The organism is Rhodoferax sp. GW822-FHT04A08, from assembly GCF_058801025.1.
This window is the reverse complement of the sequence record NZ_JBXAMW010000011.1, coordinates 137,953-156,420: the sequence shown is the minus strand read 5'-3', so window position 1 is coordinate 156,420 and position 18,468 is coordinate 137,953. Positions and strand designations below refer to the sequence as shown.

Below are 18,468 nucleotides of genomic sequence, written 5' to 3'. Positions count from 1 at the left end.
GGCTTTACCCTGATATTGAAACGTACATCCGAAGAGGCAAGTTGCCAGATGTTCACGTTCAATTAGTTCAAACAAAGGCAAATATCATGAAAAATTTGATTGGCACTGTGGCCGCGTTTGTTGCTGCCACATTGGTTGCCGCATGTGGCGGCGGCGGTGGCGGTGGCGGGACATCTGCAGCAACGGGACCAGTTGCCTCAACTAACACATTTAATTTGCAGTCAGGTTATGCCAACCTTGCAAGTGCAGGTTATACGAAAACCTTTTCAATAAGCGGAAGTTGCTCGGGCTCGCTTACGTTAACGCGAGGTGCGGCAACGACCGCAACAACATTTGAAGGTAGTGCAGCTAATTCAGGAACATCTGTAAGCACGCTAACCTTTACAAATTGCACGCCGTCGTCAACGGTGGCAACTTCAATTCAATACTATGACTCAAACTATTTGCCACTAGGATATTCAATACAAGGTGGTAGTTACGCGGTTTATGCAACGGCACCGGTCATTTCAAATGCCGCCAAGGTTGGAGACGTTGTAGTTGTGGGAAGAATAAATCTCTATACGGATAGTACAAAGGTTACCAGCGCTGGGCATGTCGATGAAACGTACGTAGTTGAACCTGACACATCGACGACGGCCATCGTGAATTTAATTGACAAGACTTACAACAGCAGCAATGTACTTACTTCCACTGAGCAGGATAGATATAGGGTCGCAGCCAATGGTGCATTAACCCCATTGTCTTTAGATATACAGTTTTCAAACGGTTCGACAAACCATTTTGTTGGGAATTAGTCGTTTTTGACTCTTGTGCCTTATTTGCAGCTACGGCGTGGTATTGGGCACTGGCCGGATTCGATGTATATTGGTTGTGCCGCTGTTCCAATTGGCTCAAATCGAGTTCTGGTTCAACAGCCAAGCCTGGAGCCAACTGAAACGGAGCAGGCATTGGCTGGAACTTTCGCCACAACAATGAAAAGCTTGCTACTTCAAGGTTGCGAGCTTTTTCGATTTTGACCTATGTGCGCCATATGTGACATATAGAACAGACCGCCATGGCTGGTGCATTTAAAACCGGAAGGTGCGCGCATCAATCCGTGAAAGGCGCCAAAAGCAAGGTGGGTGGCATGAATTTCAACCAAATGCGGGTCATTCTGGGTGTATCCAGTCTCAAGGCCTATGTGACGGCGCCCAAGGAGTTCCACGTGATCGGGATCGTGCGCTTGGGTCAGGAGTATGGGCTGTTGGCTACCGATGCCAGTGGCGTCTACTTTCGCGTCAACGGCTCCGTGGTTCAGGAGCTGGACGGTGGCAGGGTGCGGCGGGCGATTGACTATGCGTATGGGGAAGGAGGGCGATTTGCCGCAAGCGGGCCTCACTCTGCCATGCAGCCTGCCCCCGTCGTGGCCACCAAGGTGTCCATCCGAAAGCACCGACAGATCACTGAGGGTGCGTCGCAGAGGGCCACCGCAGAGATGGAGTCCTCTGCAAGTAGCTCCTGATCGGCGCGTGAGAAAGAAGGCGCTTACGGCGCCTTGGGATGAAGGCGCACGCTGTGTTTAAGGTCGCTTGCTGGCGTGTTTCACCGCATCTGTGAGGTCCTTGACTCCTTCTTTGGCGTTTCCGATGGCCTTTTCCGCGTTGCCAACGATCTGTTTCTGCAAACCATTGGCTTGCATCTCCTTGTTGTCGAGTGCCTTGCCGGCGGCTTCCTGCACCTTGCCTGTGAGGTCCTTGGCGCTACCTTTGATCTGTTCCTTGTTCATACTGGCTTTCTTGAAAGTGAATGGGAGTGCTGTGTGTGCCTGGGCATCACAGGGGTCATGCTAGGGTTTGCAAGACCATCCTTCCGTGCGCAGTCACACATAAGCCGCAGCAATCGGGCGCCGGCGTCGTAACCGGCGTGCCGCGCGGACCTGACGCTCCAAAGTTCTCAGTGGCTCTGTGGTTTGGCCAGCAAGGCCATCAGTGCCAGCCCGCATAGCGCGGCACTGCCGTAGAACGTGAAAGCTGCACCATAGGTATCCCATAGCCAGCCGGCTAGCGTACTCGCTATCAACATGGCGATACCGCTGAGCAGGTTGAAAAAGCCGAAGGCCGTGCCACGCAAGTCGGCTGGCGCGGTATCGGCCACCATGGTAGCGAGCAGTCCCTGGGTGATGGCCATGTGAATCCCCCAGAGAGCGATACCTGCAGCCAGTGCAAACCAATGGGTACTCCAGGCCAACACCAAGTCTGCGCCAACCATCACCAGCAGGCCTGCAGCCAGCAATAGGTTGTGGTTCAGCCGGTCAGACAATTTTCCGAAGGGATAGGCGCATGCCGCGTACACCACGTTCATGGCCACCATGACCAGCGGAATCCAGGCTATGGCAATACCGGATTGCTGAGCGCGCAGCACCAGGAACGCTTCACTGAAGCGTGCCAACGTGAACGCAAACCCAATGCCTACGGTCCACCAATAGGCACTGCTTAGACGCCTCAGATTGACGGTAGAAACAGGATTGCTGCGTTGACCGTGGTTGGACGAAACCGGTTCACGAATGCCTAGGCAGAGCAGGGCAACTGCCATCAGGCCGGGTATCACGGCAACCCAGAACACTGCGCGAAAGTCGTTGGCCCAGAGGAGCATCAGACCCACGGCAAGAAGCGGTCCCATGAACGCGCCCACAGTGTCCAGCGCCTGGCGCAAGCCAAACGCAGCGCCGCGCAGCTGGGCAGGCGCGATATCGGCCACCAGGGCATCACGTGGGGCGCCCCTTATCCCTTTGCCAACGCGGTCCAGCAATCGTGCGGTAATCACGATGCCGGTAGAGGACGCCATGGCAAATAGCGGTTTGGTGAGCGCCCCCAGCGCATAGCCGGCAACGGCCAGCGCCTTGCGTTTGCCAAGGTAGTCGCTGATGACGCCGGAGAACACCTTGACGATGAGTGCTGTGCTCTCGGCCAGGCCTTCAATCAGCCCGACGGTCAGTGTCGAAGTGCCCAGCACGGTCACCATGAATAGTGGCAACAGGCTGTGAATCATCTCGGACGAGATGTCCATGAGCATGCTCACGCCGCCCAGCACCCAGATGCCCGCGGGCATCTGCTTCAGTATGCTGGTTTTGCCTGCAGCCACAGTGGTGACTCAGGCAGCGGTTGGTGGGTAACGAAGCACTTCAATGGTGGCATGCACGATTTCTTCGTGCACAGCCAGACGCTCCCGGATATGGCTGGGCGTGAGGTCTGGGTCCTGGGTGACCACGCTTACAGCACAGGCATAAACGCTTTTGCCTACGCGCCAGACATGCAGGTCGGTAATGCGTGTCTGTGCCTGCGCGTCTTCGGCCAGTTCCACCACTTCGCGTATTTCCTGCACCACGGGGTGGTCCATTTCACGGTCCAGCAGCACCTTTGCAGTCTCTGCCAACAAGCCCTTGGCCCATACGGCTACCAGTACCGCGCCCAGAAGCCCCATGACCGGGTCCAGCCACGACCAGCCCAGTACCCAGCCGCCAATGAGTGCGGCAATGGCCAATACCGAAGTGGCTGCGTCGGCAATGACGTGAATGTAGGCGGACTTGAGGTTCAGGTCATGCGATCCGCCGTGCTCATGCGCGTGGTCTTGGTGAAGATCGTGAGTGTGGTGAGAGTGATCGTGATGGTGCGCCTTGCCCAGGATGAGTGCGCAGACGATGTTGACCAGCAAGCCCAGCACGGCAATGGCTATGGCTTCACGGTACTGAATGGGCTGGGGCGACAAAATACGCTCCACCGAGCCTACGATCATCAGCAGCGCCACGCCCATCAGGAAAATGGCACTGGCAAAACCGCCCAGCACCTCAATCTTCCAGGTGCCGAAGGCAAAGCGGTTGTCCCGTGCATAGCGCCGCGCTGCAGAGTAGGCGAACGCACTCAGGCCAATGGCGATGGCGTGGGAACTCATGTGCCAGCCATCCGCCAGCAGGGCCATGGAGTTGTACCACCAGCCCGCGCCGATCTCGATCACCATCATGGCAGCGGTGATCCACATCACCAGCCGGGTGCTGCGTTCGGCCAGCGGATTGGTCTGGTCAAACACGTGGTCGTGCATCCACAGGGAGAGGTCAGTACTTTGCATAAAGGCGTCCTTTGTGGACCATTGTGCCACCCGAGGGTTTTGCAAGGCTTAAAAGCCGGAAATCTTGTGCTATACTTCGAGGCTTAGCGGCTGTAGCTCAGTTGGATAGAGTACTTGGCTACGAACCAAGGGGTCGTGGGTTCAATTCCTGCCAGCCGCACCAAACGATGCCCCTCAAGCAGCAATGCTTGAGGGGTTTTTCGTTTCCGAAGCGTGACGAAGCTTGGTCCTGCACCACTGCGTTCATCGCTAAGCCGTGAAAAGCGAGGATTTTTAACCTCTTTTTGGCGCAAGCCCAAAAAGGTATATCCGCCAGACTCTTCGTACCTCATATCTTGGTAGGGAAGTCATCATGGCCATCAATTCGGTAGGAAGTGCGGCACCTGTCAAACCCATTGTTCCCTTGGGTTCCAACGTGCCAGCGGCAAAGGCTGCCGAAAGCAAATTACCTTTCAGCAATTCGGAACCCAAGCCTGTAACCAACACGATGGGCCAGCCCCTCGGGCAGATGTTGAACACCAAGGCATAGGTCTGCTACTTGGCGGGTGTGATTGACTGAGCCAAGGCAAGGTGTTCTGAAGCGATGCCTTGTTCTTCCTGTTTTGTTTAAGTCGGCTCAATGGAATGCCGATGTTAAAGATGGATGGAAGTTCGTATCCTTTACACCTATCCAAACGCTATGGACATTCACAACGCTTCCAGCATTGGCTCCTCCGGAAATCCAAGCCTTGTCGCAGGGGCAGCGGATCGCCCCAGCGCTTGGGCAGCGATTGGTGACAAGAGGTCTGCGGCTGTGGCTGCCAAGGCAAGCCCTCAGCCGGTCGCTGTGGGTGATCAGGTCACGATCAGCGAAGAGGCGCAAAACAAACTGAATGCGGAAACAGCCGGCACTGCGAATACTGACGCGCCGTCCGATATCAAGAAATTCGCCTACGGAGCACTGGGCTTGGATCGTCCGACGGCGGAGTCGGCAGCTCTCCCCAATGACAGCTTCACCTACGGGCGCTGGGCGTCAGCGGCGCTCACAACAGCCGCTATCGTATCTGTGCTCATTTGATTGCGCTGGCAAGCAGACTCCCGCGATGCGGGGAGTTTGAAAACGGACTCAGAAAGGTGGCCCCACTTTCTTGGCGCCACCTAGGTCAACTTATTGCGCAGCAGGTTCCACGAATTCGGATTCGATTTCTTGCATGTGCGATTGGCGTTCCGCAATGCGTTTGCCAATGGGTGGGCCGGCAAAGGTCTTGCGCACGCCAAAGACGAACCAGATGAGGTTCAGCAGCACGATGAGTGCTACCGTCACGTAGGCCACTTTTTCGTTGGGGGGTTGCATGCCCACATAGGCCAACACCAGTGCGCCAACAGTCCCGAACAGGGCAAACGGCTTGGACCACACGCCCAGGGTGAATGGGCCTTTTTTGGTCCAGCCCTTTCCTTCCACCAGGAAACCTGCGGCGATGGGCATGGCATAGGAGATGAACAGGAACACGGCAGAGCCAGCGCTGAGCACGGTGAAAGCATCGCCATACAGCGTGATGGAGATGGCCAGAATGGCGGTGACCCAGATGGCAGCGCCCGGAGTGCGTTGCACATGGTGCACTTGCCTGAGCAGACGCGAGCCGGGCAGGCCACCGTCACGGGCGAAGGCATACATCATGCGAGAGCAGGAGGTCACTGCAGCCAGACCACATACGAAGTTGATGAAGAACATCAACACCTCGATGGTGACGCGCAGCGGCGTGGGGATGGGGGCAAGAATGGCTTCAAAGAATCCAGTGCCCATCCTCATGCCCGCAGTGATATCGGGCATCACCAGCACAAAGCTGCACACCATTACGTAGCCGAACAGTACCGACCACAGCACCGAGCTGATGATGCCCTTGGGCACGTTCTTGGCGGCTTCATGGGTTTCTTCGGCAGTGTGGGCCGAGGCGTCAAAACCGGTGATGGTGTAGGCAGTCAGCAGCAGGCCAGAGAGAAAGGCCATCACCAGTGTCTGCTGCGGCCAGGCACTGCCTTCGGTGCCGGTGAGGTTGGTGAAAGTGAACAGACGGCTGAAGTCGAGCTTGCCAGGTGCATAGGCAATCAGCGATACCACTAGAACCACTGTCACCACAAAAATCAGATAGCCCGACAGGTCAGTGATGCGGCTGGCAATCTTGACAAAGCGGTGATTGAGCAGTGCCTGCAGGCCCGTGATCACGGTCAGGAACAGGGTCTGGTGCATCCAACCCAACGATTCCGGTGCCACACCAAACATAGGCGCGATCAAGGTCTTGAAGAACGGGTCATAGGTGCCGAAGTTGATCGCCGCCACCACAAACACCAGACCCAGCAGGTTGAACCAGGCGGTTAGCCAGCCCCAGCCCTTGCCGCCCAGAATGGAGCCCCAGTGATACAGGCCGCCCGCAGTGGGGTAGGCCGATGCGATCTGCGCCATGGAGGCCGCAACAATCATGGCAAACAAACCACCCAGGGGCCAGCCAAGCCCGATGGATGCGCCACCAGCGGCGGACAGACCCATCTGGAACGAAGTGATACCGCCCGAGAGAATGCAGATCAGCGAGAACGAAACCGCAAAGTTGGAGAAGCGGCCCATGCGCCGCGAGAGCTCCTGCGCATAGCCCATCTCATGAAGGAGTTTGACGTCCGGGTCCAGGGTTGTGGCAGCGTGAGTATTCATTGACAAGCCTTTCTGCAAGTGTGGAAAAAATTAAGCTGCGGTAAAGCAGTTATCGACGAAGAGATGGGCGCCGTTGACGAAGCTCGCATCGTCACTGGCAAGGAACAGTGCAGCCTTGGCAACTTCTTCGGGTTGGCACAGGCGGCCTTGCTGAACGGAGAGAGCGTCCACGGTGGCGTCAAAGCCGTGCTCCGCCAGCGCCTTGATTTCGCGTTGCCCGTGGGGCGTATCTATGAAGCCCGGACACACCGCATTGCAGCGGATGCCGCGGTCCCGGTATTCCACTGCCACGGCGCGCGCCAGCATGGCGCAGGCTCCCTTGGTCATGCAATACAGCACTTCCAGCGGAGTGGCTGCCACAGATGAAATGGACGCCGTGCAGACAATGCTGCCTTTGCCGGTAGCCAGCATCTGCGGCAACACTGCGCGCGTCACCATGAACATGCTCTTGACGTTGATGTCCATGAGCCGGTCGTAGTCTTCATCGGTGGTGTCCAGAAAGGGTTTCACAATAATGGTGCCCGCATGGTTGAACAGCACAGAGATGGGGCCGAAGTGCGCCTGTGCGCCCGCCACGGCCTGCTCCACTTGCTCACGCTGCGATACGTCCGCGTGAAAAAATGCAGCCTCTCCGCCTGCTTGCAGGATCTGGGCCACCACCGCTTCGCCAGCGGGCGCGTTGATGTCCATTACCGCAACGCGTGCGCCTTCTGCTGCAAACAGCAACGATGCTGCGCCGCCAGCGCCTGTAGCGCCTCCTGAAATAAGGGCGACCTTGCCCGCCAATCTGCCTGCCATGTATACGTTCCTCAGAGGGGTGAACCGATGTGTTGAACGCAGTTTAGGAATAGCGGGTTTTCCGCACTATCCCGGATTGGCAAAAAAATTGCTTAATTGCCCGGGCCCGAATTCAATGTTCCCGACAGACTGGAGCCGCCTTGACTACCAACCTTGCACCCCAGCCCAATCCGGGGCATTTCCAGACCTTCCAGTGCAACGATACGCACCAACAAGCGGCCATGCTGCAGGCCTGGAACCAGTCGTACTGCCAGTTGTCGGCAGGCCACTTTGAAGGCAGCGTGACCGAGATCGATACGGGTGCCGTGCGAGTCATTGTGGAGCGGCTCAACCGTGCGGTGCTACAGCGTGGTGCGTTGTCACCCGATTGCATTGCAATCGGTGTGCCGCTGCAGTTGCATGGACACGCGCGCCTGTGCGGACACGTCAGCCATGTCAATGGACTGCATATTTTTTCGGGCAACAGCGGCTTTGAATTCTTGTCGCCCGAGCGGCATCTGGTGGTGGATATCGAGTTTTATCCGCGGCGCTTTGCCAACCCGGCCCTGCGCAGGAGTCTGGATCGCATTGCCGCGCGATTGGGGAACCAGTCGACCGTGCTGGACCTTCCTGCGCAGCGCATGGAAGCAACGCGGAACACTTTGCGCACGATGCTGGAAGCAGTAGCCGCTTCCCCCAATCTGCTGCACAACGCGGCGGTACGCCAGGCATTTGAGAAGTCGTTGGTGTATGCGCTGTCGGACCTGCTGGAAGTCGATGCACATATTGCAGGCGCACCAGAGTGCAACCCGCCGCGCAGCTGGCGCCTGGCGCAGGCGGCCCGCTCACACATCGAACAGACGTCGCGGGATTGCCCGCTTTCAGTGGCTGAGCTGGTCGCAGCATTGGACGTCAGCCGGCGCAATCTGCAGTACGCGTTCCAGGACGCGCTGGGTATCAATCCCGCCAGCTACCTGCGGGTGGAGCGGCTCAACCGTGTGCGCCGCGTGCTGGGTGATGCACAGTCGGTAACCGAGGCTGCAACACGATTCGGTTTCTGGCACTTCGGCCACTTTGCGACGGAATATCGCTCCTTGTTTGGTGAACTTCCTTCCGAAACCTTCCGACGTCGCAGAGGTGTGTCTGCAATGGAACCATCTTCGACAAGCGTGGCTGTCCGGCCGCCAGGCGGCTGGCTGAATTGATGGCGTAACTTTCGTACGAGCTGAACCACCTGCAGGAGCAGGAGTTGTTCCAGCACTATGATCGTCCCAATTACTGGGAACGCGAGCACGCAAAGGAAACCATTGCACCCTAGAACAACCAGGCGACGCACTGTGGCGGTCCATACGGAGCAACACCGTATGGACCGCATCGGTTGGCTGCGCGCCGCGGTGCTGGGGGCCAATGATGGCATCGTGTCCACGGCCAGCCTGATGGTCGGTGTTGCCGCGGCACATGCATCCATGCAGAACATCGTGTTGTCGGGCGTGGCCGGCCTGGTGGCGGGTGCCATGTCGATGGCAGCCGGTGAATATGTGTCGGTCCATTCGCAGGCGGATACCGAACAGGCGGACCTTGCGCGGGAACGCTCTGAGTTGCAGACTGACCCGGTGGCTGAGTTGAAGGAGCTGGAAAACATCTACATTGCTCGCGGCGTAGAAGCCTCGCTTGCTTCGCAGGTGGCTCGGCAACTGATGCAGCACGATGCACTGGGCGCGCATGCGCGAGACGAACTGGGCATCACGCAGATCGTGTCCGCGCGACCGGTTCAGGCGGCCCTTGCTTCAGCGGCCAGTTTTGCGGTGGGCGCTGCCTTGCCGTTGCTGGTGGCAGTAGTCGCCCCCAGGGACGCCCTGGTTCTGTGGATCGCCTGCACCGCGCTGGCATTTCTGGCCTGCATGGGCGCCATCGCTGCGCGTATCGGTGCGGTCAGCCCCTTCATCAGTGTGGTGCGCGTCACGTTCTGGGGTGCGCTTGCCATCGCGGTGACTGCCGGGGTGGGCTCACTGTTCGGCGTGACGGCCTGAATCACCTGCCAGCTTGAAAACCGCCACGGTTTGCACCAGTTCCTGCGCCAGGTTGTTCAGGCTGCTGGCTGCAGCGGCCATTTCTTCCACCAGCGCCGCATTCTGCTGAGTAGCCTCGTCCATTTGGGAAATGGCCTGACCGACCTGAGCCACCCCATTGGCTTGTTCGTTGCTGGCGGTGGTGATGGAGGCCATGATGTCGGACACCCGCTTGATGGCATCCACCACGGCGTTCATCGTGGCACCCGCGTTGTCCACGAGGGTGGAACCCAGCTCCACCTTTTCCAGGCTGGTCTGGATCAGGTCCTTGATCTCCTTGGCGGCAGTGGCACTGCGGCCGGCCAGTGAACGCACTTCGGTGGCCACTACGGCAAAGCCGCGCCCCTGCTCACCGGCGCGCGCAGCTTCCACTGCAGCATTCAGAGCCAGGATATTGGTCTGAAAAGCAATGCTGTCGATGACGCTGATGATGGCTGATATCTGGTGCGATGAGGCGTTGATGCCACGCATGGTGGATACCACTTCGGCTACCACCTGGCCACCTTTCTCTGCCACCTGTGTAGCGTCCAGTGCCAGTTGGTTGGCTTCCCGCGCATGGTCGGCGTTCTGTCGCACGGTGGCACCCAGCTGCTCCATCGACGAGGCTGTTTGCTCCAGTGCGGCTGCCTGTTGTTCGGTGCGTGCAGACAAGTCATTGTTGCCCTCAGCAATCTCCCGGCTGGCCACGGCAACGCCTTCCGAGCCGCTGCGCACCCGCGCCACGATGCCAGACAGGCTGCTTTGCATGTGGCCGAGCTGGGCCATCATGCTCTGGGTGTCTTTGGGCTTGACCTGGATGGGAGTGCACAAGTCCCCCTCAGCCACGCGCCTGGCCAGCAGCGTGGCTTGCGAAGGCTCGGCGCCCAGTGCGCTGAGCTGGTGGCGCACGATGATGCGGATGACAAAGAACAGTGCGATCTGCACCAGTGCCTGGCCCAGCCACAGCCACTGGTTGATGCGACGAATGCTCTCCTTGTCCGATTGAATGTCTGCAGTGACGCTGATGGCTCCCAGCACTGCACCTTCGTCCACACCGTGGCACTCCAGGCATTTGGAGCCCCGGAAGTTCTTCTTGGCGATGTAGGGAATGACGGCGCGCAAGGTTTCATCACCCTGGTTGCTGCTGATGCGGTAGACGGGTTTGCCATTGGCAAGCACCTCGCGGTCCAGGTCGTCAACCGGCTTCTGATTGGGCAAACCTTCCCCGAATTCGTCAATCACGCCTTTGCCACGAATGACCCGCAGTTCCTTGAGACCCTCGGACTCGCCCATCTTGCGGATGAACATCTCACGTACCTTGGGGTCGTCTATCACGTCGTGCTCGCCTACCTTGGCGGACATCAGGGTGGTGAGGGCATTGATGACGCCGTCCGCCACGGTGGCAATGCGTTCTTCGGCGGCGCGCAGGGAACGGTTTTCAATCTGGTTGGAAATCCATAGCTGGGTGGCCAGCAACATCAGCAACACGAACCCTTGAATAAGGATCTGGAGCTTCGATTGCAGACCCAGCTGCGACCATTGTTTGGCGAAAGTGTTCATGGCAACCCGGAGATAGTTGAAAGGCCCAACCCCCCAACGGCGCAAGAGCCGCCATCCCTGGGTAAGCTGGACGGATGGATGCTATGCGATTCGTCCACAGTGAGGAAACTAATCGGCCCACAATTGATTTGCATCAGTTTTGCTTGGAATGCCGTTGCCCGCAGTATCTGGCGCAATCTTTGCGACAATCCGATAACTCCGCCCCCGCCTGGGGCGCTTGCTTGTTTGGATTGGGTTTGCTCATGTTGGGTTTTCTGCCGCCATTTGTGCGTGGCGCGCTGTCATTTTTGGTGCTGGCGGTCAATACATTGTTTTGGTGCCTGCTGCTGTTCGCCCTGGCGCTAGTCAAGTTCTGCCTGCCGTTCGAAGGTGTCCTCAAGCGTCTGGACCCTCTGATCAATGCAACGGCCTCGGCCTGGACCAAATGCAACAGCCTGTGGATGCGTTTTGCCCACAGGACCGACTGGAGTGTGGAGGGCGTGCAGTCCTTGCGCTACAACGACTGGTACCTGGTGAACTGCAACCATCAGTCCTGGGTCGACATCTTTGTGCTGCAGGATGCGCTCAATGGTCGCATCCCGGTGCTGAAGTTTTTCCTCAAGGCCGAGCTGATCTACGTACCGGTCATCGGTCTGGCCTGGTGGGCACTGGACTTCCCCTTCATGAAGCGCCACTCCCGCGCCGCCCTGCGCAAGAACCCCGATTTGCGCAATGACGACCGCGATGCCGCCCGCAAGGCCTGTGCGAAGTTTGCCAAGGTGCCGACGTCGGTCATGAACTTTGTGGAGGGAACCCGCTTTACCGCAGAAAAGCACCAGACCCAGGCCTCACCCTACCAGCACCTGCTCAAGCCCAAAGCCGGAGCCATGGCGATGGCGCTCAACGCCATGGGTGCGCAGTTCCACTCTTTGGTAGATGCCACCATTGCGTACCCGGACGGCATTCCCACCTTCTGGCAGTACCTGTGCGGCCAATCGCCGCGCGTCATGCTGCATGTGCAGCAGCTGGATATCCCACTGGAGTTCTGCACCGGTGACTATGAGAACGACCGGGCCTTGCGCAAGTCGTTCCATCGCTGGCTGGACGATATCTGGAAGCAGAAGGATGCAACGCTGCAGGACATGCTGCAGCGTGCTGCTTAGGCCTTGACCGCCTCTGGCATCTCAGGCAACGCAATCTTGTCATCCACGCTGAACTGGTAGTCGCGGAAGATGTGCTCAGCCGTGAGCTCCATGTAGGTGCCATCGGGCAGCTTGCGCGTAGTGTCCTTGAGGCGATTGGTGGTGCTGCCGCAGGTCCAGCAGTTGTAGTTGCGCATATGGGTGCACAGGCAGGTCTTGTCCATCACCGAGATGTTCTTGCCATCCGGATGTTGGGCGATCTGCTCGTTGTAGGCCACGATGTAGGAGCAGCTGCCATTTCCGTCCAGCAGATAGCCGTAGGCCTCGCAATTGGGACGAATGCCCGAGCCGATGGCTGGCGTGTTCTTGAGCATGCGCATCGGGTAGCCGGTAGGCGAGATGGTGTTGACGATGATGTCTTCTTCGCTGGCGCGAAAGTACTCCTGCTTGACCTTGGATGGAAGGCCGCATTCCTTGGCGACGGTGAAGCGCGTGGCAACTTGCACGGCCGAAGCGCCCATTTCCAGGAAGCGGACAGCATCGCTGCCGGTGAAGATGCCGCCGGCGGCCACCAGTGGGATATCCAGTTTTTCCGAATCCAGATACTGCTTGATTTCCACCAGGATGGTGCCCAGATCGTATTGGGCCCAGTCCATGCCAAACCCCAGGTGCCCGCCGGCAAGCGGCCCCTCGATGATGATGAAGTCCGGAAGGCGGTTCAGGCGTGAAGTCTTGCGCAGGAAAAGCTGCAGCGCGCGCACCGAAGACACGATGATGCCTAGCTTGGCTTCGCGAAAGCGTGGATGGTCGGCCATCAGTGCAAAGGAACCCAGATGCAGGCCGGCGCTGAGGGTGATGCCGTCAATGCCAGCGTCCAGGGCGGAGTTCAGCCGCACTTGCAGCGTCTCCTTGGGGCCGTTCATGGTCAGCTTTTCCATGCAGTTGATGAAAATCATCCCGGGGCCTTCTTTGGCCTGCATGGTCTTGCCCACGTGCAAGCGGGTGGCCTCGGCCAAGCGGCCCAGGTCGAACTGCACCACGCTCTTGTCGGAGTTGTCGATGTTGTGTTTGAAGAGCTTGGTCTTCTCTTTGACGAAAGAAGTGTCAAAGCGCCGGTCCGACACGTCCTGCACCATGGCGTCGGAGATATGGCCTATGCCTCCCAGCCGCGCGGCTTCCAAGGCCAGCTCAGCAGTGGAAATGTCCACCCCCATGCCGCCAATCATGATTGGCACCAATTCCTTGTTGCCAAAACGCAGCCGAAAATCATCAAGTCGTTTCATTGCCATCCCGTTCGGGGTCATTTAGTACTGTTCAAAGGTGCATTTGCCGCATGGCGGCAGCCCTTGATTATCTTCCAGCGCGCGCAGCATCTTTGTGCGCCGCGTCAAGAATTCATTCTATGGCCGCGGTTTCAACCCTTTGATCATCATGCTTTCTCGTGCGCGCGCTGGTACAGTCTGGCCTTTTCACAGGACGTGCAGACCGCGAATCCATGAGCAAGGCCTTTACCAAAGAGTCCGATGATGCGGACGATGACGAACTGCAATTGCCTTCCTTGCCGGTGGGGGGCAAGAACTACATCACGCCGCAGGGGTATTCAGTTTTGCGCGCGGAACTGCTGGATCTGATCGACAACGAGCGCCCCAAAGTCGTTGAAGTGGTGCATTGGGCGGCCAGTAACGGCGACCGCTCGGAAAACGGGGACTACCTGTACGGCAAGAAGCGCCTGAGGGAAATAGACCGGCGCATCCGCTTTCTGACCAAGCGGCTGGAAATTGCCGAGGTGACGGACCCCACGGTGCACCACGGGAACGAGCAGATATTCTTTGGTGCAACTGTGACCTACGCGGACGAGACAGGCCAGGAGCGTACGGTGCGCATCATCGGAATCGATGAGGCGGACAGCTCCAAAGGCGAGGTCAGCTGGATTTCACCTATTGCGCGAACCTTGCTCAAGGCGCGCATCGGGGATGAACTCAAGCTGGTCATGCCGGACCGTGTGGGCGATATCGAGGTCATCGCGGTCGAATACCCCGCGCCAGCCAGGTAATGACAGTGCGCGCTTAGCTTGGCTCCGCGTTGCCGGCAGCACCGCTGCGCTCCGCCTTGAGCACGCTGGGGGTATGGCGCAAATTGCGCAGTGCCACTTCCAGGTGGGCGGTGTCGCGAACGGATACCAGGAAGCGCAACTGCCTGGCCTCCTGGCCGCCTTCCTGTCCCATGTCGATATCAATGATGTCCGCCTCGGCCGCAGCCAGCGCGGTTGCCATCTTGGCCAGCATGCCTTTGCTGTTGCTGCCGGTGACGGTGATGCTGGTCTTGAAGGAGCGCACCGGTTCCTCCGACCATTCCACACCAATGAAACGCTCCGCGTCCTTGTGGCGCAGCCTGCGCGCCACCTGGCAATCTTGTGTGTGTACCACCAGCCCCTCGCCGCGTCCCAGGTAGCCCACGATCTTGTCGCCCGGAATGGGCATGCAACACTTGGCAAACTGAACCGAGGCGCTCTCGCTGCCGTCCAGAACGATGCCGGCCGCGGCACCCGATTCGTGCGCAGTAAAGCGCTCGCGCGTCAGCAGCAGGGCATCGGGCTTGTGCCCCGCTTCTGTCAGCAGGTGCACCAGGCGCTTGGCCACGATATTGGCAATGCGTTTGCCCAGACCGATGTCGGTCAACAGTTCGTTGCGTGTCTTGTTGCCGGTAAAGCGCAGCAGTTTGTCCCAGATCGCTGCAAAGTCGGCTTGATCTCCGGTGAAGGTGTCAAACCCCTCGGCGCGCAGAGCCTGTTGCAACAAGCGCTCTCCCAGGCTCTCCGACTCGGTCTGCTCCATGGTCTTGAGGTGGTGGCGTATCTTGGAGCGTGCCCGTCCGGTGCGCACAAAGTCTAGCCAGTTCGGGTTGGGCGCGGATATCTGTGCGGTGACCACCTCCACCACATCCCCGTTTTTCAGCTCGGTACGCAGCGGGACCTGTTCGCCGTTGATGCGGGCTGCCACCGTGCGGTCCCCCACGTTGCTGTGGATGGCATAGGCAAAGTCGACCACGGTGGCGCCGCGCGGCAGCGCCAGAATCTGCGACTTCGGGGTAAACACGTACACAGCGTCGGGGAACAGATCCACCTTGACGTGGTCCCAGAATTCGGCGGCGTCACGGGTTTCGTCCTGGATGTCGAGCAGGCTTTGCAGCCACTGGCTTCCCAGCCGGTCACTCGACGCATCGGGGTGGCTGGCCTTGTACAGCCAATGCGCTGCCACGCCGGACTCGGCCACGATGTGCATGGCCTCGGTACGCATCTGGAACTCGACGTTGATGCCCGCCGGGCCCACCAAGGTAGTGTGCAGCGATTGGTAGCCGTTGAGCTTGGCAATGGCGATGTGGTCCTTGAAGCGGCCAGGAACCGGCTTGTAGAGCTGGTGCAGCAGTCCCAGTGCCTTGTAACAGTCGATCACCGTGGGCACCAGGATGCGCAGACCGTAGATGTCGGTCACCTGGGCAAAGCTCAGGTGCTTGTTCTGCATCTTCTTGTAGATGGAGAAGAGGGATTTTTCACGCCCGGCGATGCGCACCGGCATGTTCGCTCCGGCAAACACGGCCTCTACGTCCTTTTGCACTTTCTGGATCAGGTCGCGCCTGCGGCTGCGGGCCTTGGTGACGGCCTTGGTGAGAATCGCATAGCGCCAGGGCCTCAGGTGCTTGAAGGACAGGTCCTGCAGCTCCCGGTAGGTGTTGTTCAGCCCCAGGCGGTGGGCAATCGGCGCGTAAATGTCCAGTGTTTCGGAGGCAATGCGTCCCCATTTGGAGCGCGGGCTGTCCGACAGCGTGCGCATGTTGTGGGAGCGGTCAGCCAGCTTGATCAGGATGACGCGCACGTCGCGCGCCATGGCCAGCAGCATCTTGCGGAAGGATTCGGCCTGGTTTTCCTCGCGCGTGTTGAACTGCAGCTTGTCCAGCTTGGTCAGACCGTCCACCAGCTCGGCCACGGGAGAACCGAAGCGCTCAATCAGCTCGATCTTGGTGACGCCGCAATCTTCCAGCGCGTCATGCAGCAAGGCGGCCATCAGGGCCTGGGCGTCGAGTTTCCATTCCGCGCACTGCGCCGCCACGGCAATCGGGTGGGTGATGTAAGGCTCGCCGCTGTTGCGTAGCTGGCCCAGGTGGGCCTGGTCTGCAAAACGGTAGGCCGCGCGCACCTGCTCCACGTCGCTGGCAGACAGGTAGTCCAGCTTGGCGGTGAGGCCGGCAAAGCTGGCGGAGGCCGCGTTGGCGACTGCCGCGTTGACCGGTATTGGAGTGGTTGTGGCGTTACCCATGCTCTAAATGTAGCGCAGGGTCAATAAAAGTGTGAAGTGGAAGACTAAGGACGAAAAAAAACACCGCAAGCGGTGTTTTCCTCGGTGCCGAGGCAATGAATCAGAGAGGTACCTTCTTGAGCATCTCGATGCCGATCTTGCCAGCGGCGATTTCGCGCAAAGCGGTCACGCCAGGCTTGTTCTTGCTCTCGATCTTGGCGGTGTGGCCTTGGCTGAGCATGCGGGCGCGATAGGTGGCTGCCAACACGAGCTGAAAGCGATTGGGGATCTTTTCCAGGCAATCTTCAACGGTAATACGGGCCATGATTTCTCCAAAAGACTACGGAATTTGCAACGCTTTGAATGTTTCGGCCCGGGCACGACGCTGTGCCGAAAACTTGAGCCGTTGCGAGTGGACTATGGCTTTCAGATCGAAGAGCGCACGGTCAAACAACTCGTTGATTATAACGAAGTCAAATTTATCCACCTGAGCCACCTCGGCCTGGGCGTTTTTCATGCGTAGTTCGATCACCTCAGGTGCGTCTTCGCCGCGGCGTTCCAGGCGTGAGCGCAGTTCTTCCCAACTGGGCGGCAGGATGAAGATGCACACCGCGTTGGAGAAGATCTTCTTGATCTGCAGTGCGCCCTGGAAGTCGATCTCCAGAATCACGTCTGCACCCTGGGCCATGCGTTCTTCAATCGCCTTCTTGGAAGTTCCGTAGCGCTGGCTGTGCACATGGGCCCATTCCACGAACGCGTCTGCCGCCACCATGGCGTCGAACTCGCTGTTGGACACAAAGAAGTACTCGCGACCGTGCTTTTCCTGGCCGCGCGGCGGGCGCGTGGTGTGGGACACCGATGGCTGCACATGCGAATCCAGTTCCAGCAACGCCTTGACCAGACTGGACTTGCCAGCCCCGCTGGGAGCCGCGACGACAAAGAGGTTTCCTGGGTAGTCCATGGTTGGGCGTGTGAATTGGCAAAAAAGTCTGCCTATTCTATGTTCTGCACCCAAGGCGCGGGATTAGCCCTCCAATACCGCTTCAGTGACCGCTCAGTCCTGCAATCCGTTGGTGCTGGCGGCTTTGCGTCCGGTCCAGCACGGAGCGCACGTTGAACATATAGCCGCCGCCACGCACGGTCTTGATCATGTTCTGGCCGTCGGGCATGCAGGCAAGCTTTTGGCGCAGGCGCGAAACAAGCAAATCAATGCTGCGGCCAATCGTGTCGGTGGACCCTTCACGCGCCAGCTTCAACAGCTGAGCGCGCTGGAAAAGCTGCTGTGGATTGTGGAGAAAGGTGCACATGAGGCGGAATTCCGCCTCGGACAGCGCCACAACCAATCCATCCGGCGAATACAGGCAGCGGTTGTCGCAATGCAGCTCCCAACCGTCAAAGCAGATGACGCTGTTGCCAACAGAGGCGGCGGGCGTTTCCTTGGCAACGAAACTGCGGCGCAGTACGGACTGGATGCGTGACACCAGTTCGCGGGGTTCGAACGGCTTTCCCATGTAGTCATCCGCACCGCTTTCCAGTCCCAGAATGCGGTCATATGCGCTGCTGCGCGCGGTGAGCATGATGATGGGGATGCGGGAATGTCGCCGCATGTCGCGGACCAGGGACATGCCGTCGGCGCCGGGCAGCATGGCGTCCAGCACTATCAGGTCGATGGCATGCGCGCCCAACTGCCGGAACATTTCCACGCCGTCATTTGCCACATGGGCTGTGTAGCCATAGCGAACCAGAAAATCGGCCAGCAAGGCGGTGATTTCAGTGTCGTCATCGACAATCAATATCTGTCTACGTGCGTGCATTGGCTGCGGGAATCTGTCGGTTTTGAAGGCGCCATTAGAAGATGGATTGCGCCTGATTCACGCATTCACATT

General features: G+C 58.7%; 18 protein-coding genes, 1 tRNA gene and 1 pseudogene. 9 read left to right on the top strand and 11 right to left on the bottom strand.

Annotated features, from left to right (window positions below):
* Window positions 1-794 (top strand): annotated as a pseudogene (locus AC1RMF_RS19730) (hypothetical protein); the annotation flags it as partial.
* A 332-nt stretch (window positions 795-1,126) separates the two neighbouring features.
* Entirely contained in the window at window positions 1,127-1,501 is a 375-nt protein-coding gene (locus AC1RMF_RS19725; protein WP_342616509.1) for a hypothetical protein, read from the top strand.
* A gap of 57 nt (window positions 1,502-1,558) precedes the next feature.
* On the opposite strand, the gene AC1RMF_RS19720 is transcribed toward AC1RMF_RS19725, so the two are convergent.
* The 3 genes from AC1RMF_RS19720 to dmeF form a co-directional block, all read right to left on the bottom strand.
* The gene (locus AC1RMF_RS19720; RefSeq protein WP_493143725.1) at window positions 1,559-1,765 is read right to left on the bottom strand and encodes a CsbD family protein; all 207 of its coding nucleotides are present in this window, start codon (window positions 1,763-1,765) and stop codon (window positions 1,559-1,561) included.
* Between the two features lie 167 nt (window positions 1,766-1,932).
* Window positions 1,933-3,087, bottom strand: coding sequence for an MFS transporter (locus AC1RMF_RS19715; protein ID WP_342621104.1), 1,155 nt, complete (start codon window positions 3,085-3,087; stop codon window positions 1,933-1,935).
* A 42-nt stretch (window positions 3,088-3,129) separates the two neighbouring features.
* A complete protein-coding gene (gene dmeF / locus AC1RMF_RS19710; RefSeq protein ID WP_493143724.1) occupies window positions 3,130-4,101 on the bottom strand; it encodes a CDF family Co(II)/Ni(II) efflux transporter DmeF in 972 nt (323 codons plus the stop codon).
* An 86-nt stretch (window positions 4,102-4,187) separates the two neighbouring features.
* Here dmeF and AC1RMF_RS19705 point away from each other — a divergent pair.
* The 3 genes from AC1RMF_RS19705 to AC1RMF_RS19695 all read left to right on the top strand — a co-directional run bounded on the left by AC1RMF_RS19705 (window position 4,188) and on the right by AC1RMF_RS19695 (window position 5,158).
* A tRNA-Arg gene (locus AC1RMF_RS19705) sits at window positions 4,188-4,264 on the top strand.
* 189 nt (window positions 4,265-4,453) lie between these two features.
* On the top strand, window positions 4,454-4,630 hold the full coding sequence (locus AC1RMF_RS19700) for a hypothetical protein (protein WP_493143723.1): 177 nt from the start codon (window positions 4,454-4,456) through the stop codon (window positions 4,628-4,630).
* Between the two features lie 150 nt (window positions 4,631-4,780).
* Window positions 4,781-5,158, top strand: a complete 378-nt coding sequence (locus tag AC1RMF_RS19695) for a hypothetical protein (RefSeq protein ID WP_493143721.1) — start codon at window positions 4,781-4,783, stop codon at window positions 5,156-5,158.
* A gap of 90 nt (window positions 5,159-5,248) precedes the next feature.
* Here the strand turns inward: AC1RMF_RS19695 and AC1RMF_RS19690 are convergent, their stop codons facing one another.
* Entirely contained in the window at window positions 5,249-6,784 is a 1,536-nt protein-coding gene (locus tag AC1RMF_RS19690) for an amino acid permease (RefSeq protein ID WP_493143719.1), read from the bottom strand.
* Window positions 6,785-6,814: 30 nt separating this feature from the next.
* A complete protein-coding gene (locus tag AC1RMF_RS19685) occupies window positions 6,815-7,582 on the bottom strand; it encodes an SDR family NAD(P)-dependent oxidoreductase (protein ID WP_493143718.1) in 768 nt (255 codons plus the stop codon).
* Window positions 7,583-7,722: 140 nt separating this feature from the next.
* On the opposite strand from AC1RMF_RS19685, the gene AC1RMF_RS19680 reads away from it, so the two are divergent.
* Together AC1RMF_RS19680 and AC1RMF_RS19675 are read left to right on the top strand one after the other, a co-directional pair.
* Window positions 7,723-8,766 (top strand): helix-turn-helix domain-containing protein, encoded by a 1,044-nt coding sequence (locus tag AC1RMF_RS19680; RefSeq protein ID WP_493143716.1) that lies wholly within the window; start codon window positions 7,723-7,725, stop codon window positions 8,764-8,766.
* A gap of 159 nt (window positions 8,767-8,925) precedes the next feature.
* Window positions 8,926-9,591: a VIT1/CCC1 transporter family protein gene (locus tag AC1RMF_RS19675; protein WP_342616517.1), complete on the top strand. Its 666-nt coding sequence runs from the start codon at window positions 8,926-8,928 to the stop codon at window positions 9,589-9,591.
* Here AC1RMF_RS19675 and AC1RMF_RS19670 read toward each other — a convergent pair.
* Window positions 9,568-11,169 carry a methyl-accepting chemotaxis protein gene (locus AC1RMF_RS19670; protein ID WP_493143714.1) on the bottom strand — a complete coding sequence of 534 codons (1,602 nt, stop codon included), beginning with the start codon at window positions 11,167-11,169 and terminating at the stop codon, window positions 9,568-9,570. The two genes, AC1RMF_RS19675 and AC1RMF_RS19670, sit on opposite strands and share 24 nt — an antisense overlap.
* A gap of 242 nt (window positions 11,170-11,411) precedes the next feature.
* On the opposite strand from AC1RMF_RS19670, the gene yihG reads away from it, so the two are divergent.
* Window positions 11,412-12,311, top strand: a complete 900-nt coding sequence (gene yihG / locus AC1RMF_RS19665; protein WP_493143712.1) for a 1-acylglycerol-3-phosphate O-acyltransferase, YihG family — start codon at window positions 11,412-11,414, stop codon at window positions 12,309-12,311.
* On the opposite strand, the gene AC1RMF_RS19660 is transcribed toward yihG, so the two are convergent.
* Window positions 12,308-13,573, bottom strand: a complete 1,266-nt coding sequence (locus AC1RMF_RS19660; RefSeq protein ID WP_493143711.1) for a nitronate monooxygenase — start codon at window positions 13,571-13,573, stop codon at window positions 12,308-12,310. The genes yihG and AC1RMF_RS19660 overlap by 4 nt on opposite strands.
* A 212-nt stretch (window positions 13,574-13,785) precedes the next feature.
* On the opposite strand from AC1RMF_RS19660, the gene greB reads away from it, so the two are divergent.
* Window positions 13,786-14,343 (top strand): transcription elongation factor GreB, encoded by a 558-nt coding sequence (gene greB, locus AC1RMF_RS19655; RefSeq protein WP_493143709.1) that lies wholly within the window; start codon window positions 13,786-13,788, stop codon window positions 14,341-14,343.
* Window positions 14,344-14,356: 13 nt separating this feature from the next.
* On the opposite strand, the gene AC1RMF_RS19650 is transcribed toward greB, so the two are convergent.
* The 4 genes from AC1RMF_RS19650 to AC1RMF_RS19635 all read right to left on the bottom strand — a co-directional run bounded on the left by AC1RMF_RS19650 (window position 14,357) and on the right by AC1RMF_RS19635 (window position 18,396).
* Entirely contained in the window at window positions 14,357-16,603 is a 2,247-nt protein-coding gene (locus AC1RMF_RS19650) for a RelA/SpoT family protein (RefSeq protein ID WP_493143707.1), read from the bottom strand.
* Window positions 16,604-16,703: 100 nt separating this feature from the next.
* Window positions 16,704-16,907 (bottom strand): DNA-directed RNA polymerase subunit omega, encoded by a 204-nt coding sequence (gene rpoZ / locus AC1RMF_RS19645; protein ID WP_342616523.1) that lies wholly within the window; start codon window positions 16,905-16,907, stop codon window positions 16,704-16,706.
* Window positions 16,908-16,922: 15 nt separating this feature from the next.
* Complete coding sequence (gmk, locus tag AC1RMF_RS19640) at window positions 16,923-17,543, bottom strand: guanylate kinase (protein WP_493143705.1); 621 nt, start codon at window positions 17,541-17,543, stop codon at window positions 16,923-16,925.
* An 82-nt stretch (window positions 17,544-17,625) separates the two neighbouring features.
* On the bottom strand, window positions 17,626-18,396 hold the full coding sequence (locus AC1RMF_RS19635; RefSeq protein ID WP_493143703.1) for a response regulator: 771 nt from the start codon (window positions 18,394-18,396) through the stop codon (window positions 17,626-17,628).
* Window positions 18,397-18,468 lie beyond the last annotated feature (72 nt).